At 30.1% G+C, this 15,198-nt stretch carries 19 protein-coding genes; 1 reads left to right on the forward strand and 18 read right to left on the reverse strand.

Annotated features, from left to right (window positions below):
• Nucleotides 1-22: 22 nt before the first annotated feature.
• From rpsD to K324_RS0102450, 7 genes are all read right to left on the reverse strand, one after another.
• Complete coding sequence (gene rpsD, locus K324_RS0102415; protein WP_006805848.1) at nucleotides 23-610, reverse strand: 30S ribosomal protein S4; 588 nt, start codon at nucleotides 608-610, stop codon at nucleotides 23-25.
• A 28-nt stretch (nucleotides 611-638) separates the two neighbouring features.
• On the reverse strand, nucleotides 639-1,028 hold the full coding sequence (gene rpsK / locus K324_RS0102420) for a 30S ribosomal protein S11 (RefSeq protein ID WP_026747748.1): 390 nt from the start codon (nucleotides 1,026-1,028) through the stop codon (nucleotides 639-641).
• A 31-nt stretch (nucleotides 1,029-1,059) separates the two neighbouring features.
• Nucleotides 1,060-1,425: a 30S ribosomal protein S13 gene (gene rpsM / locus K324_RS0102425; protein WP_026747749.1), complete on the reverse strand. Its 366-nt coding sequence runs from the start codon at nucleotides 1,423-1,425 to the stop codon at nucleotides 1,060-1,062.
• Between the two features lie 211 nt (nucleotides 1,426-1,636).
• The gene (gene rpmJ / locus K324_RS0102430) at nucleotides 1,637-1,750 is read right to left on the reverse strand and encodes a 50S ribosomal protein L36 (protein WP_015770204.1); all 114 of its coding nucleotides are present in this window, start codon (nucleotides 1,748-1,750) and stop codon (nucleotides 1,637-1,639) included.
• Between the two features lie 21 nt (nucleotides 1,751-1,771).
• Complete coding sequence (gene infA, locus K324_RS0102435; protein ID WP_006805851.1) at nucleotides 1,772-1,990, reverse strand: translation initiation factor IF-1; 219 nt, start codon at nucleotides 1,988-1,990, stop codon at nucleotides 1,772-1,774.
• A gap of 288 nt (nucleotides 1,991-2,278) precedes the next feature.
• Complete coding sequence (locus K324_RS0102445; protein WP_026747750.1) at nucleotides 2,279-2,905, reverse strand: class I SAM-dependent methyltransferase; 627 nt, start codon at nucleotides 2,903-2,905, stop codon at nucleotides 2,279-2,281.
• Between the two features lie 66 nt (nucleotides 2,906-2,971).
• On the reverse strand, nucleotides 2,972-3,871 hold the full coding sequence (locus tag K324_RS0102450) for a hypothetical protein (protein WP_026747751.1): 900 nt from the start codon (nucleotides 3,869-3,871) through the stop codon (nucleotides 2,972-2,974).
• Between the two features lie 231 nt (nucleotides 3,872-4,102).
• Between K324_RS0102450 and K324_RS0102455 the strand changes: the two genes are divergently transcribed.
• Nucleotides 4,103-4,327: a heavy-metal-associated domain-containing protein gene (locus K324_RS0102455; protein WP_026747752.1), complete on the forward strand. Its 225-nt coding sequence runs from the start codon at nucleotides 4,103-4,105 to the stop codon at nucleotides 4,325-4,327.
• Nucleotides 4,328-5,145: 818 nt separating this feature from the next.
• On the opposite strand, the gene K324_RS0102460 is transcribed toward K324_RS0102455, so the two are convergent.
• From K324_RS0102460 to K324_RS0102510, 11 genes are all read right to left on the reverse strand, one after another.
• A complete protein-coding gene (locus K324_RS0102460) occupies nucleotides 5,146-5,598 on the reverse strand; it encodes a hypothetical protein (protein WP_026747753.1) in 453 nt (150 codons plus the stop codon).
• A gap of 38 nt (nucleotides 5,599-5,636) precedes the next feature.
• Nucleotides 5,637-6,380 (reverse strand): hypothetical protein, encoded by a 744-nt coding sequence (locus K324_RS0102465; protein ID WP_026747754.1) that lies wholly within the window; start codon nucleotides 6,378-6,380, stop codon nucleotides 5,637-5,639.
• A gap of 38 nt (nucleotides 6,381-6,418) precedes the next feature.
• Entirely contained in the window at nucleotides 6,419-6,670 is a 252-nt protein-coding gene (locus K324_RS0102470) for a hypothetical protein (RefSeq protein ID WP_026747755.1), read from the reverse strand.
• A 214-nt stretch (nucleotides 6,671-6,884) separates the two neighbouring features.
• Nucleotides 6,885-8,141: a glutamate-5-semialdehyde dehydrogenase gene (locus K324_RS0102475; RefSeq protein ID WP_026747756.1), complete on the reverse strand. Its 1,257-nt coding sequence runs from the start codon at nucleotides 8,139-8,141 to the stop codon at nucleotides 6,885-6,887.
• A 31-nt stretch (nucleotides 8,142-8,172) separates the two neighbouring features.
• Nucleotides 8,173-8,769 carry a hypothetical protein gene (locus tag K324_RS0102480; protein WP_026747757.1) on the reverse strand — a complete coding sequence of 199 codons (597 nt, stop codon included), beginning with the start codon at nucleotides 8,767-8,769 and terminating at the stop codon, nucleotides 8,173-8,175.
• Between the two features lie 17 nt (nucleotides 8,770-8,786).
• Nucleotides 8,787-9,572: a hypothetical protein gene (locus tag K324_RS0102485; protein WP_026747758.1), complete on the reverse strand. Its 786-nt coding sequence runs from the start codon at nucleotides 9,570-9,572 to the stop codon at nucleotides 8,787-8,789.
• Between the two features lie 207 nt (nucleotides 9,573-9,779).
• On the reverse strand, nucleotides 9,780-10,922 hold the full coding sequence (gene proB, locus K324_RS0102490; protein WP_026747759.1) for a glutamate 5-kinase: 1,143 nt from the start codon (nucleotides 10,920-10,922) through the stop codon (nucleotides 9,780-9,782).
• Between the two features lie 89 nt (nucleotides 10,923-11,011).
• Nucleotides 11,012-11,155 (reverse strand): hypothetical protein, encoded by a 144-nt coding sequence (locus K324_RS15945; protein ID WP_169720559.1) that lies wholly within the window; start codon nucleotides 11,153-11,155, stop codon nucleotides 11,012-11,014.
• A 111-nt stretch (nucleotides 11,156-11,266) separates the two neighbouring features.
• Entirely contained in the window at nucleotides 11,267-12,709 is a 1,443-nt protein-coding gene (locus K324_RS0102500; protein ID WP_026747760.1) for an alpha-amylase, read from the reverse strand.
• A gap of 26 nt (nucleotides 12,710-12,735) precedes the next feature.
• Nucleotides 12,736-13,491: a 3-deoxy-manno-octulosonate cytidylyltransferase gene (kdsB, locus tag K324_RS0102505; protein ID WP_026747761.1), complete on the reverse strand. Its 756-nt coding sequence runs from the start codon at nucleotides 13,489-13,491 to the stop codon at nucleotides 12,736-12,738.
• Between the two features lie 205 nt (nucleotides 13,492-13,696).
• Nucleotides 13,697-15,163 (reverse strand): D-alanyl-D-alanine carboxypeptidase family protein, encoded by a 1,467-nt coding sequence (locus tag K324_RS0102510; RefSeq protein WP_026747762.1) that lies wholly within the window; start codon nucleotides 15,161-15,163, stop codon nucleotides 13,697-13,699.
• Between the last annotated feature and the right edge of the window lie 35 nt (nucleotides 15,164-15,198).

Raw genomic sequence — 15,198 nt, forward strand, 5'->3', positions numbered from 1 at the left:
ATCTCCTCCGATTAAAATATTATTATCTAGAGTAGAACTCGATAATCATCGCTTCGTCAACTTCAAAGTCAACTGCATCTCTTCCTGGATTTTCTAACACTTTAGCTGTTAAAGCTCCTTCTTCAAGTGATAACCATCCTGGAACTGTTTTTTGTCCAACAGACTCTTTAATTAAAGCTAATTCTTTAGAATCTTCCTTAACTGTAATTACATCACCTTGTTTTACTCTATATGATGCAATATTTACTCTTTTCCCATTGATTAAGATATGTCCGTGACTTACAATTTGTCTTGCTTGTCTTCTTGTAGCACCGAACCCCAATCTGTAAATTACGTTATCTAATCTTCTTTCAAGATATTGAAGTAAAAGTTCACCTGTTACTCCTTCTTTTCTTGTTGCTTCTTCATATAATTTATAGAATTGTTTTTCCATTACTCCATAAACGAATTTTACTTTTTGTTTTTCTCTTTGTTGTGTTCCATATTCAGTTAATTTTCTATTTGCATTTGGTCTAATATTTCTATTTGATTTTTTGTTTACCCCTAAAACAATAGGATCTAAACCAAGATTTCTACATCTTTTTAACACAGGCTGTCTATCTCTTGCCATTTATCTTTTTCCTCCTTAGTTTATAAAATTACGGTCTTCTCTTTTTAGGTGGTCTTGCACCATTATGAGGTACTGGAGTTATATCAACTATTCTTGTTACTTCTAATCCAGTAGCCTGTATTGATCTAATAGAAGCTTCTCTTCCAGATCCAGGTCCTTTTATTTTGATTTCGATTTGTTTCATACCATTTTCAATTGCAACTTGAGCTGCTTGTTCAGCTGCGATTTGAGCTGCAAATGGAGTTCCTTTTTTAGTTCCTTTGAACCCTGAAGTTCCTCCTGATTTCCAGATTACTACTTTACCTTCTGAATCTGTTATAGTAACAACAGTATTATTAAAAGTAGAATGTATATATGCTATTCCATTAGGAATATTTTTTAATTTTTTCTTTTTTGAAGTTGCTGGTTTTTTTGCCACTTATGGTTTCCTCCTTTAACTTAATAGTTTATTATTTTTTCTTAGCAATTGCCATTCTAACTGGCCCTTTTCTAGTTCTTGCATTTGTTTTAGTTTTTTGTCCTCTTACAGGTAATCCATTTCTATGTCTTAACCCTCTGTAACTCTTAATATCAAGTAGACGTTTGATGTTAAGTCTGATTTCTTTTCTTAACTCTCCTTCAATTTTGTACTCTTCCACAGCAGCTCTTATTTTTGCCACTTGTTCTTCTGTCAAGTCTTTCACTTTTGTATCTCTGTCGATACCAGTTGCTCCTAAAATTTTGTTTGAAGTGCTTCTACCGATTCCAAAAATATATGTTAAAGAAACTTCTACTCTTTTATTTCTTGGAATATCTACTCCTGCTATTCTAGCCAAATTTTTTCCTCCTCGTTTTGATATTTTTAATCTTCTTCAATATGCCCTCACATACACAATATAAGGAATAAGCCCTACAGCTAAACATACCTTTACAATCTTTATTTCAATATCCATAGTAATTTGTTTTTATTTAATCTATATATATTTTAATAAAAATGTTTTTAGGTTTATTAATCTGTTATTCTTTAAAATAAAAAATATTTTAAAACTATCCTTGTATTTGTTTATGTTTAGGGTTTTCGCATATTACTCTTACTTTTCCGTGACGTTTAACGATTTTACATTTGTCACAAATAGGTTTTACTGAAGCTTTTACTTTCACTAAAAACCCTCCTTCCAACTGTTATTTTTTTCTATATACAATTCTACCTCTTGACAAGTCATACGGAGAAACTTCAACCGTAACCTTATCTCCTGGCAAAATTTTTATATAGTTCATTCTCATTTTTCCTGAGATATGTCCTAAAACTTCGTGTCCATTTTCGAGCCTTACTTGAAACATTGCATTTGGCAATGCCTCGATTATTTCACCTTCCAGCTCAAGAACATCCTGTTTTGCCATAAATAATCACCTCGGATCCTTTCTATTATAACAAAAAAATAACTAAATGTCCAGTTTTTTTAACATTTAATTTTTATCAAATCAAAAAAACAATACACATTTGATTATTTACCCTATCATAATACAGTATTTATCACATTTTGTCAATTATTTTTATTTTACAGCATTTATTTACAATTTTTTACTAAGACTTATCATAATCTGTACTCAAGTCCCTTTAAATCCGAACAAAAATTAAGTACATTTAATAATTTATCATATTTTAATTTATAGCTATTTTTACTTTCTTTATTTCTTAATACTCCTAAAAATCCTGTACCCAGCATTAATTTCCAGCGTTTCACAATTTCCAAAAACTTCCTCAAGTTTTTTCTGCGTACTTTTTGCCCCATGCTTCGTCTGAATCACACAGTAAAATTCCCCATTTTTATTTAAGTGCTCAAAACTTTTTTCATAAATCTGAAAAATTGTTTGCTTTCCAGCCCGAATTGGTGGATTGGATAAAATCACATCAAACTTTTCAGAAATATTATCAAACACAAAAGACTTCCTCACTTCAAAATCATTATTTTCATCCTTTACAACTTCATTTTTTAAAAGATTTTCTGTTGTAAGCTCCAAAGCCCGCTCATTTACATCCGACGACATAGTTTTTACATTTTCAAAAAACGCTTTAACAATAACTGTCACAACTCCGTATCCACAGCCAATATCAAGCACATCAAATTTTTGATTTTTTTTGTTCATATTTCCTCTCAAAAACACTTTTAACATAACATCTGTCCCAAAATCCACCTTTGTCTTTGAAAATACTCCATTATCTGTCACAAATTCAAATTTTTTATTTTCTATTTCGTATTTTATTATTTTCCTATCTGACTTCACTTCCTGCTTTTCTGAAAAGTAATGGCTCATTACCAGTTTCCTCCTAATTTTTCTATTTTTTATTTTAAGTTTATTTTATCACTGAATTTCAATTATTCATAATACTCCCCCTGCTGTATTATCAAAATCACTTTTACCTTTCAATACTTTTACTATATCCAAGAATAAATCTGTAAACGATGAATCAGTATACTGTACATTTTCTCTTATATATCTTATTTTTGTAACGCCATTTTTAATTTCATATACTCTTATTGGCTTATAATAAGCATATCTATCAGTTATATAAATTCTTGTTGTCTTTTTTTCATCTCCAACCAGCTTCAAATAATTTTTAACTTGTTTAACCAGACTGTTTAACCCTTCGCCGTTAACTGAATATTTTACTGAAATATCAATCACTTGATCAATTTCACCAGAAAATTCCTTTACATCAAAATCATCATCATACTGTTTTGGTTTTTTAAATTCTGTAATACTTACCGAATCTATCATAGGTAACTTTTTTATTATTTTTTTCATTTCTTCCTTATCTTTTATCTTGGAAAAATATGAACTATATACAATATTACGTGGTTCCCAGTAATAAATTGTCATAAAATTGACAAACTTTACAGATTGAAAAAATATTAATATCATAAAAAAGATAGATTTCCACTTTTTTCTTTTTATTTCCTGAAAAATTAGTATTGCCATCTGCACTGCTAACAATAAAATCAAATAAGCGATAACAGCGATATTAAATCTTTTATTTAAATCCCTATAACTCGAATATTTTATAAAAAACATCATAAAACCGGCAATAAAACTTGTTATGTACTTATTGCCTTCCATTTTTATGCCATTTACGCAAATTAGAAAAAATATCCCTGTAATAATTACCAGCAGATATATTCCTGTAAGTTTTCCCGATTCCCCATTATTCAGCAACATAAAGAGTTTTCCCATTAATAGCAAATATCCCAAATACCAGTATGAAATACTTATTTTATTCATTATGAAATTCTCCCATTTTCTTCATTTTTACTATTATAACATATTTTTCACAGTTACATATCCATTTTTTATCTTGCAAATATTTTTTCAAAAACAACTTTATTTTAAAATTATTGCATATACAAAACTTCTTGCATTCTTATAAATTTTTTTATATAATAAACTTAACACAAAACTATTAATTTAAAATTTTGTGTATAAATAAAAATAAAATTTTATGGAGGTTTTGAAATGATTAAAAAACTTGTTGAAATAGAAGGACTGCACTGTGAAAATTGTGCTAAAAAAGTGGAAGACGCTTTATATGGACTGCCAGAAGTGGAAAATGTGGAAGTAAACCTTTCTAATAAAAATGCAAAAGTTACTTTAAACGAAGAAGTTGACGATTTGCTGATAGCGGATATAATTAATGGTGCTGGACATTATAAAGTGAAGGATGTTACAGAAATTTCTTAATCTTTTTATTAATTATTTATTTGCAAAAAATTAAAAAATTTATTTTAAATTGAGTTGATTTTTTTATTATAAAATGTTATAATGTTAACGTAAAAGAATAGAAATTCTCATTGTAATGTACAAATCAAAAGAGAGCTAACCTCCAAAGTAAGCTCTCTTTTTTAGTTATTTCCAAAATTCTTGAATTAAAATTATTACTATCTGTAATAAAATTATAACTAATACTAAATCCCATTTAAAAATAGGAATAAATTTTTATAATAGAGTTGTTTAATAGCTAATTCATAATCATTAAATTATTTTTTAGATATCTTGATTAATAAATATTTTTTTATTATGTTTTTTCTTTTTATTCTCGTAGGATTGCTCATTGCCGCAAAACCTTACCTTGCAATAAAGATTTATCCTAATAATTAAAATTATGGCAAGATTGCTACGCAATAACCTATGGCTAGTCTACGACATTTTTCTGCACTGACAAAAAACTCGCTATGCTCAAACAGTTTTGCCAGTACAAAAAAATGCTCCGACAGGTTATTTATACTAGAGTCTGATTGAAAGATGAAAATTATATTTTAATTATTTAAAAATATTAGATTTATACCTTTTATTAGAAAAATTTGTAATAATTTCGTTATTTAAACGGGGTTTAGTATGAAATTTTTATTACTAGCGTACGCATAACTATGACATCTCCTTTCTCAAGGATTGATAAAATTATAACATCTATATATTTATTTTTTTAATGAATATGAAATTTTTTTACAAAAAAAAGATGATATTAAACAATTTTACTGTTCTTTATCATCTTTTAAATTTTAAAAATTTTGTATAAACTTTTTATCTAACTCATTTAGTTTTTCTACGGATTCATACTGATATTCTTGAATTGATTTCATTAACTCTTTAAATTCATTTTCGTTATATTCTTTTATTAAGCTGTCCGAATTTTCACACTCTTTATTTTCAATCTGATACATTCTCTCAAAAAACTTTATCAATAATTTTTTAGTATTGTATAAATATTCATAATCAAAATCAGGATAATTATCTGAATGGATATACTCAAAAAGTTCATTTAAAAAATTTTCTTTAGCCTTGTAATCTTTTAAATCGAAGATATCTCCCAAATTAAATTTTTTTTCAAACTTTCCTTTAATATTTTGAGTTTCAACTCTCCACTCATTATTGCCTTCTGATTCAAATGTAATTTTGATATATTTTAATTCGTTTGAATGTACTAATTTTAAATTCAAATCATATTTTTTCATAAATTCCTCCTAAATCTTAAAAATTTCGACTTTATATGTTATATAAAAATATTTTCTCTAATAAGAACACTATTTTTACCTATCTGATCTATTATTCCTTTTATTGTTAATTCTTCTCCTACTAATAAATTTGTATTTTCTTTTTGTTTTGACAAAAAAACTACTTGAAAATTTTCAAATTCATTTGCTATTAAACTAACGTCACCATTAACATTAACATCTTTTATTATACCAGAGGTCTCTATACATTTATCAACACATAGAAAACTACTTTTTTTACATTGGTTTATCAATTCTAATATTTCTATTTTTTCATAAGAAGTATCTTTTTGTATTGTTTTTAATCTATTATAAATTTTTGTACTAAGTGAATTTCCATAAACTTCAAGAGTTACTTTTACTACTTTATAACTTTCTTTATCTTGAAAATATAATTGTAACAACCTATTTCCATTACTTGTTTCTTTTTTATTAACATAAGTTAATTTATCCATTACATAACTACATTCAGAATTTTCAAACATTATTTTTTCATTTCCAAGATGTAATTTTATTTTTTTATTACTAACTAATTTAGATATTTTCCAATTATTAACAGCTACACAATATACATAATACAATTTTCTTGTATCTTGTATTGTACCTGCAAAATAATGATAGTAAAGCATTAATAGACATATTACTGGTATTAAAACAAGTATTCCTGAAATTCCAAATGAAACTATCAAAAAAAATAGTCCTGGAAAAAAAAGAATAACAATAATCGCAATTATAAATCCCATAATTTATCATCCTCCTAATTTATATATATCAAACTATTTTAATTTTCTGGAATGCACACTTGACTGCTACTTATTACTTCATCTGGAACTCCTTCACTTCTTAATTTTTTTATGCATTCTCTCATGTCCATTCTTTCTGTTGGCTGTTCCGATTTATCTATCAAAACATAAATACCAAAACCTATAATAATTATTATCATCGCTATAAAAAATTTTTTTACTTGCTCTCTTATTTCATTTTCTATTTCATGTCTTCGTTTTTCTTCAGTATTTTTTTTCACTATTTTCATGTAGTTTCCTCCAATCTGTTAATATTTATAATTCTAAATAACTTATTCAGTATAACAAAGAATACTATAATTAAACCTTTAGATTAACCTTATTTTGTCTTTTTTTTTTGAATTATGTTTAATATTTTTCACAAAAAAGTATCTATTTAAAACAAAAAAGCCCAATAGATTTCTTTCTATCAGACTTTTTCATAAATTTATATTATTTTTCTTGCTATTCCCTTATCTGTCCTTCTCCTCTAATCACATATTTCGTCGTAGTCAGCTCTCTTATTCCCATAGGCCCACGAGCATGCAGTTTTTGTGTGGAAATTCCAATTTCTCCACCAAAACCGAATTCTCCTCCGTCAGAAAATCTTGTTGAGGCATTTAAATAAACGTTGGCTGAATCTACTTCGTTTAGGAATTTTTCAGCATTTTCGATGGATTTTGTCAGGATTGAATCAGAATGATGTGTTCCGTGATTGTTTATATATTCAATTGCTTCATCTACATTTTTAACTAGCTTTAAGGACATTATTAAATCCAGATATTCAGCTCCAAAATCTTCTTCTGCCGCCAATTTCACATCCGCTCTATTTCCAACAATTTCCAATGCTTCTTTGGTATATCTTAACTCTACGCCGTCTTTTAAAAGCATTTCTGTTAATTCAGGCAGGATTGTTTTTGCGATGTTTTCGTGGATAAGTGTTGTTTCGATGGCATTACATACACTTGGACGTTGGACTTTGGCATTTTCTATGATTGGTAATGCCTGTTTTATGTTGGCTGTTTCGTCCACAAAGATGTGACAGATTCCTGCACCTGTTTCTATCATTGGGATTGTTGCGTTTTCTACGATAAATCTTTTTAGCCCTTTTCCTCCTCTTGGAATAATTACGTCAATATATTTGTCTGCACGGATTAAATCCCTTACAAGTTCCCTTTCTGGCTTTTCCACAAGCTGAACTGTATTTTTTGGCAATCCGTGATTATCTGCAACTCTATTTAATAGGTTATTCAAATAAATATTTGAATTCAGGGCATCTTCTGAACCACGTAAAATTATCGCATTTGAAGATTTTATTGCAAGTCCTGCCGCATCAACTGTAACGTTTGGGCGTGATTCATAAATCATTCCGATTACTCCGAGCGGAACTCTTTTTTTTACAATATTCATTCCATTTTTATGATTCCATCCTGTAATAACTTCTCCAATTGGATCTGGAAACATAGCCATTTCACGTAGACTTTGAGCCATTCCTTCGATTCTGCCGTCCGTAAGCTCCATTCTATCTAATAAGGAAAATGCCATTCCATTTTTCTTACCATTTTCCATATCTATTCTGTTTGCAGCCTTTATTTCTTCCTTTTTATTTATCAATTCATCTGCTATTGCAAATAATACATCATTTTTAATTTTTGTTCCAATTTTCAAAAGTTCTCTTGAAGCAACTTTCGCCTTTTTCCCAAGTTCTTCTATATAATTCATGTTTTCCCTCATTTCCTAATTTGTTTAATTTCTAAAAAAGATCCCCAGCTTTCCTATTCTCATCCTTCATTTTTTTCAGCTTTCTCTTCCAGAATAATCCACCAATTGCAAATACAGCTATAAAAATAGTCAAAAAAATCCAATATCCTACCAAATATTGCCTAGCCCAGTCAACATTAAATATATTCGTTATAACTTCTATTAAAATATCAAAAAATTTTGTATCTGGATACTGCTTTTTGAAAATCACTGCCAAATTTAACACTTCTGACAAATATATTGACAGATATGAGAAAACAACTGTAATAATCATGCCAAAAGGTGTCATTTCAAATTCATCATACGGATTGTTAAATCTACTTTTTTTAACTTTTCCAACTTCTTCCACTTCATTCCAGCTATCAGTTTCCTTCGACTTTTCCCTTTGTCTTTTCCCGAAAAAATTTCCCAGTACAACTCCGGCACTTGATGCACCTAATGCTACTATTGGCACTACAGCCGTACTGTCATTAATTTGAGCTACCCAAAAACCGAATAATGTTGCAATTATTAAACCTGCAAACCCTCCTAGAAATGTGTATAACTTATTTTCATTTTTACCACTTGTTAGAAACTTTATATTATTCATTTATTTCTCCTGTTTTTTTATTTATTTGCTCCAAAAGTATTAATTATTGTTTCTAGTAAATTTGTATTATGAATTAATGCTTTGGTTGACAAATGCAATATTTTATTTCCATCTCTATCTTTTATATTTATTGCTCCATATGATGTACTTATATTATATTCGTTCCAGCTATAAACTTCATTATCTAAAGTCAATGCTTCTCTTGTAACCTTTATTATCAGTGCCTGTTCTAATTTTTTAGCTATATATTTTTTAGGAGCCAATGCCATTATTGGTTTTCTAGTATTGTTAAACAAAAATTCCACAGCTTCTCCATTTTCGATTTTTTTCATAGCTTTTGGATAATTAATTTTTACAAAATCCTGCTGAAACAAATCAAATGCGTTAGTGGGATAACCTGCTGCAGCTATATTTTTCCAAGTACCGTTGTTGTCTTTATACCATATTCCTAAAAATGTATTTGGCCTCATTACATTTGGAATAAAAAAATATTCCAAATTTTCATAAAGAATTTTTTCGTTTTTCCCAATAGAAAAACCGTCTTCATAAAAGAATATTTTTACATATTTTTTTATTATAAAATATGGCAAAACATAAGCAAATATTATTAACAATAAATCCACTAATACTATAGCCATTATAGCATTTCCCAGCGTTCCTCTTTCAGCTGCTCTTCCAAAATTTTTCATAAAAAATATTGTAAACATTATCAAAAAAAAGTTAAACAGCAAAAAATTTGCCAATGTAATTATTTTAAGATAAAGTTTCATTCCCACTGTTTTTTTAGGTTTTTCGTAATTCATAAATCATCTCTCTTTCTTTTCATTATTTAAAAATTTCTAATTGTATACTTAGCTTTAAAGTTAAATCAAACAATCTAAATTAAATTATGTTTCAGATATGTAAATTTTTACTTTAAGTTTCAATGAACAATATAAAGTTTATAGCAACTGATAAAAATAAACTTAATATAAAATTTACTTCTAGTGCCAACAAAAATCATATTTTTATTATTTCCTAATAACAACATTGTCAATATGAATCACAGCATCATCATATTTGTACCCCAATACTTCCTCTATATTTTCACTTTTTACGCCTTTTATAAGGCTTATTTCCTCTGATGAATAATTTGAAATTCCTGTTGCAACAACTTTTCCTTCCAAATCTTCTATTTCGATAACTGCCCCTTTGTCAAAATTTCCTTCAATGGATTTTATTCCAACTGATAATAGGCTGTTCCCGTTTTTCAATGCTGCTTTTGCACCATTATCAATTGTCAATACACCTTCTTTATTAGTCCCGTAAGCAAGCCAGTATTTTCTTAGGCTAATCTTTTTATTTTTTTTCACAAAAAGTGTTCCTATATTTTCCTTTTCTACAATTCTAGTTATATTTTTCGGATCATCTCCGCTGGCAATTACAAGACTTGTTCCAATTTTTGTTACCATTTCCGCAGCAATGATTTTTGTTATCATTCCACCAGTACCGAATTTTGAGCCTTCCGCACCTGCCATCCGCTTTATATCCTCATTAATATCCCCAACCATATGAATCAGGTTTGCATCCTCATATTTTCGGGGATTTTTATTGTAAAGCCCATCAATATCCGATAAAATAATTAATAAATCAGCGTCAATCAATCCCGAAACAAGTGCCGACATCGTATCATTGTCCCCAACCTTTATTTTCAGTGCATTAGACACGATTGCATCATTTTCATTTATAATCGGAATAATTTTTCTTTTCAAAAAGGCATTACAGACATTTCTCATGTTCAAATATCTTTTTCTATTTGAAAATTCCTCTTTTGTCAATAAAAGCTGTCCGATTATCTTGTTATGCTCCTTAAAAAGCGTTTGATAAATCTGCATAAGCGAGACCTGTCCAACTGCTGACAACATTTGCTTTTCCGCTAAAGTCTTGGGCTTCTCACTTATATTAAGCAGTCCCATTCCAGCACCAACTGCACCAGAACTCACAAGGATCACATCATACCCCTTATCCTGCAAATTGCTCAGCTCCAGCACAATTTTCTTTATTTTTTCAATATTCAGATGTCCATTCTCAGTAGTAAGCGTAGAAGTTCCCACCTTTACAACTATTCTCTGTATATTTTCCAAAATTTCCTCTCTTGTATTACTATTTCTCATATTCTTTCCATTCTCCTGTTAAACATTTTTATGTGTTTTATTTTTTTAAGTAAGGGCATAAAATTTCATGCCCTCACAATTCTAATCAATTATTTTTTCAATTTGTTACACAGATTTGTATTTAGACAAGTATATCCTCCTGCAACTGCTCCTGCTCCCAACGCTATCGCTGTACAGGAACTTAGGCTCATCATTAATGCAATTATTACTCCTATAAGTTTAATTTTTCTCATTTTTCCTACCTCTCAATCCGGTTTTTAAATTAACCTAAAAAATTTACTATATTTTAACTTTTTTAATTTATTTATTCCTTTATAATAATAAATAATTTTGGTATTTTAATCTTAACTTTTACGTATCCACACAGAAATCTTTTCACTTTCAACTTTAAAATGGGCATTTCCTTCCACATCTACTATAACATCTGCGTATCCGCTGCCTGTAACTTCCTGCCAAACCTGTCCAGCCCGTTCCTTTCCAACTTCCACTTGAATCTCACCTTCCTCATCAGAATTTGAAAGTACAGCTACACAGCCAGTCCACTCATCTCGTCCCGTTCTTTGAATTGCAATTATGTTTGGATTATCCAGATAATTTATTTGTTCTCCATAAGCATACATTCTCCGTACTTCCAGAAGTTTGTCAATTATCCACTGATGCGGGCTTTTTTCCCCGCCTATTCCATAATAATCCCCATAAAACAGACATGGATAGCCGTCTTTTGATAATAATATTATAGCATATGAATGTGGAATAAACCAGTCTTCCACTTGTGATTCCAAAGCACTTCCCTTTTGAGAATCGTGATTGTCCACAAATGTTACGGCCGCCATCGGATTTGTTGCAACTATTGTATGCTCAAAAATTTCTCTTAAATCGTAATCTTGTTTCTTTTTGGAAGCATCGTACATGTTAAAATGAAGTCCGACATCGAACAAATCAGTCTTATAACCAACATTATCCAGATATTCCTTCAATTTTTCCAAGTCATTTCGCCAGTATTCACCGACGGAATAAAATTTTTCTCCATAAGTTGCTCTTACTTGTGTCAAAAATTCCGCTATAAATTCATCTTTTATATGTTTTACCGCATCCATCCTGAATCCATCAATTTTCAGTTCATTTACAACCCATTTTCCCCATCTGATTACTTCCTCCCTTACTTCAGGATGTGAAAAATCAATATCAGCATTCATCAGATAGTCATAATTTCCAAGCTCCGAATCAACTCCCTCATCCCAGTCCTTATTTTCTCCAACAATTTTATAAATCGCTGTTTTTCCTGTTCTGTTATCAAAATCCACACCATCAAAAAGATTGTGATTCCACTTGAATGTAGAATATTTATCATTTCTTCCTGGAAAAGTGAATTTTGTCCAGCCTTCTATTTCAAAAGGCTCTGATATTTCCACTGTTCTATCTTCCGGATCAACTTCAATTGCTAAAAAATTTTCCGTTTCATCAGCTCCACCCTTATGGTTCAACACTGCGTCCAGATATACATTTATATTGTATTTATGAAGTTCTTCTATTGCTTCAACCAGTTCCTGCTTTGTCCCATATTTCGTTCTGATAGTGCCCTTCTGATCAAATTCTCCCAAGTCCCACAAATCGTATGCTCCATATCCCACATCAAATTGTGAAGTCCCTTTATATGCAGGTGGAATCCACACTCCACTGACACCAATTTCACTCAGATGTCTGGCATCATCCTTTAATCTTTGCCAATGTTTCCCGTCATTTGGCAAGTTCCACTCAAAATACTGTATCATTACTCCATTTTCCATAATTTCCTCCTTTTTTACAATATTTTTTATTTATCCAATGTTATTCCATTTTCTGTTATAAATTTAACAACTTCGCTTAAATCCTCTTGTGTATCCACCCCTATCACATTTGAATTAGTTTCCAGAACTTTTATTTTATAGCCATTTTCAATAAATCTAAGCTGCTCAAGCGACTCCATCTTTTCCAGAACACCCTCTCTCAAGTTTTTCAGTTCATTTAAAAATTTCGCTGTGTAGCCATAAATTCCAACATGTTTAAAATATTTAAAATTTTCACTGTTATTTTTATCACGCTCGTATGGAATTACCGAACGGCTAAAATAGATGGCATTGTCATTAAAGTCTGTGATAACTTTTACATGATTTGGATTCTCAATTTCCTTTTGAGATTTCATTTCCTGCTTCAATGTAACAATTTCAGATTTCTCATTTCTGTAATTATTTGCCAGAATATTGATTGACTCAATGTCAATTAACGGCTCATCCCCTTGAATATTTATAATAAAATCATAGTTTTTGTACTCGTCTTTATTTATAACTTCAATTATTCTGGAAGTTCCATTTTTATGATTTTCAGCCGTCATAACCACATTCCCGCCAAATTTTTTTACCACTTCAAAAATTCTCTTGTCATCAGTAGCCACGACAATTTCGTCAATATCAGCATTTCTTGCCCTTTTGTAAACCCACTCAATCATTGTGTATCCACAAATATCCTTAAGAGGCTTCCCTTCAAACCTGCTGGACGCATATCTTGCCGGTATCACTCCCAATATTTTCATAAATATATTTCTCCTTTTTTTCAACAATTTTATAAAACTAAACTTAAAGCTATGCTGTTCAAATATCAGGTTTGTTTAATTTTAAATAAGTTCGAATGTATTTTACCATATTTTTGTTTAAATTACATTATATTTATGTCAGATAAATAAAAAAAGAGCCATTTAATTTTTCTAAACAACTCAATTTTTTATTTCTTCTAAATCTCTATGCCAGTCCGAAAGTTATAAATCTTAAAACTTTTCCAAACAATGATAACTGCTTGTAATCATTCTGGGCCACAATATCAACTGTTCCTACGACTTTGTCATCGTTTGACAGCACTTCCAGCTTACCAATCACATCGCCTTTGGCAATCCCTTCTTTTTCAGCGGTAACTTGTAAATCTTTTATCTTAAATTTATAATTTGTATTATCCAATTGATATACATTGCTTGATAAAACACCTTTTATTTCTTTTTTTTCTGCATTTCTGACTTTAAATGTGTTTCCAAGTTCCTGTCCTTCCTTGTAAACTGGTATCATTCGTTCTTCCAGTTTTGTAAATTCCTGCTTCTGATCCTCAGTTCTTGCGTCATCACTTTTATTTCCAAGTGTAACGGAAATAATTTCCAGATTCCCAATTTTACTTGAAACAATCATATTATATCCAGCTTGTGCATGAAATCCTGTCTTTAAGCCATAAATCCCGAATTTATCAAGCAAATGGTTTCTATTGTTATAAACCACATCTTCGCCTTCTGAATTTTGCAACACAAGTTCAGATTCTTTCATCCATGCTCTCAATCTTTCATCTCTTACAGCTCTTCTTCCAAGCAGATACATATCGTATGCTGTTGAAACGTCCATATCCTTATTAGTCATCGAAGTTGGAAGTCCCGCAGGAGTGTAATAATGTGTATCATTCATTCCAAGTTCTCTTGCCTTGTCATTCATTAATTTTACAAAGTTATCCATATTCCCTTTTGAAATATGATATGCCACTAGGTACGCCGCATTGTTTGCCGAGTAAATAATCTCTGCACGCAGCAAGTCCTTTAATGTGTAGCAATCTCCAGCCTTGGCATTTAACCAACTACCGCCCATATTTACTATTTCTGGTGTAAAACATACTTTGTCATCCAGTTTTGCATTTCCCCTGTCAACTTGATCAAGTGCCACAAGAATATTCATAACTTTTGTAAGTGAAGCAATTGGATGTTTCTGTCTTGACATTTTATCCTTCAAAACTTTTCCATCTGTAGTTGCAATGAATTTTATAACTTCGCCATAATAGTGGGAAACCCCTTCATGTTCATGCTCTACTGCCTGCACAAGTTTTTTCTTTGGCACCGCTTTATTATCATTTTTTGCCGTCTTATTTTTACTATTGTCTTTTCCCTTATGATTTTTTAAATCTGCTTCATTCCCGATATTTTCACCATTTTCCTCAAACTGTGAATGTTTTCTTTTTTTACCGTGTTTAGAACTTTTTTCGTATCCCCGTCTTGTTGCCTGCTCAATTTCATCATATCCACCATGTTCCTTCAAAGTTGAACTTTTAGATTTTTCTTCCCTGACAGTGACACCACTTTCTTTTGTAGCACCTGTTTCCTGCTCCCCTTCCGCATAAACTAAAGCTGCGAATAATGCTAACACTCCCAAAACCAAAACTCTTTTTACTTTCTTATACATCCTTTTCCTTTCCATCTATATTTATATTTTAAAAA

The sequence above is a fragment of the Leptotrichia trevisanii DSM 22070 genome (assembly GCF_000482505.1).
In the GTDB taxonomy this organism is placed as follows: Bacteria; Fusobacteriota; Fusobacteriia; order Fusobacteriales; family Leptotrichiaceae; genus Leptotrichia; species Leptotrichia trevisanii.

Excerpts from the sequence above, each read along its gene's own strand:
- K324_RS0102475 (WP_026747756.1), bottom strand. The coding sequence starts at position 8,141 with ATGAATTATATAGAAGAACTTGGGAAAAAGGCGAAAGTTGCTTCAAGA.
- kdsB (WP_026747761.1), bottom strand. The coding sequence starts at position 13,491 with ATGAAAATATTGGGAGTGATACCGGCAAGATATGCGTCCAGCAGGTTT.
- K324_RS0102510 (WP_026747762.1), bottom strand. The coding sequence starts at position 15,163 with ATGTATAAGAAAGTAAAAAGAGTTTTGGTTTTGGGAGTGTTAGCATTA.
- infA (WP_006805851.1), bottom strand. The coding sequence starts at position 1,990 with ATGGCAAAACAGGATGTTCTTGAGCTGGAAGGTGAAATAATCGAGGCA.
- K324_RS0102450 (WP_026747751.1), bottom strand. The coding sequence starts at position 3,871 with ATGAATAAAATAAGTATTTCATACTGGTATTTGGGATATTTGCTATTA.
- K324_RS0102455 (WP_026747752.1), top strand. The coding sequence starts at position 4,103 with ATGATTAAAAAACTTGTTGAAATAGAAGGACTGCACTGTGAAAATTGT.
- K324_RS0102480 (WP_026747757.1), bottom strand. The coding sequence starts at position 8,769 with ATGAATAATATAAAGTTTCTAACAAGTGGTAAAAATGAAAATAAGTTA.
- K324_RS0102470 (WP_026747755.1), bottom strand. The coding sequence starts at position 6,670 with ATGAAAATAGTGAAAAAAAATACTGAAGAAAAACGAAGACATGAAATA.
- rpsD (WP_006805848.1), bottom strand. The coding sequence starts at position 610 with ATGGCAAGAGATAGACAGCCTGTGTTAAAAAGATGTAGAAATCTTGGT.
- K324_RS0102500 (WP_026747760.1), bottom strand. The coding sequence starts at position 12,709 with ATGGAAAATGGAGTAATGATACAGTATTTTGAGTGGAACTTGCCAAAT.
- K324_RS0102460 (WP_026747753.1), bottom strand. The coding sequence starts at position 5,598 with ATGAAAAAATATGATTTGAATTTAAAATTAGTACATTCAAACGAATTA.
- K324_RS0102465 (WP_026747754.1), bottom strand. The coding sequence starts at position 6,380 with ATGGGATTTATAATTGCGATTATTGTTATTCTTTTTTTTCCAGGACTA.
- K324_RS0102485 (WP_026747758.1), bottom strand. The coding sequence starts at position 9,572 with ATGAATTACGAAAAACCTAAAAAAACAGTGGGAATGAAACTTTATCTT.
- K324_RS0102445 (WP_026747750.1), bottom strand. The coding sequence starts at position 2,905 with ATGAGCCATTACTTTTCAGAAAAGCAGGAAGTGAAGTCAGATAGGAAA.
- proB (WP_026747759.1), bottom strand. The coding sequence starts at position 10,922 with ATGAGAAATAGTAATACAAGAGAGGAAATTTTGGAAAATATACAGAGA.
- K324_RS15945 (WP_169720559.1), bottom strand. The coding sequence starts at position 11,155 with ATGAGAAAAATTAAACTTATAGGAGTAATAATTGCATTAATGATGAGC.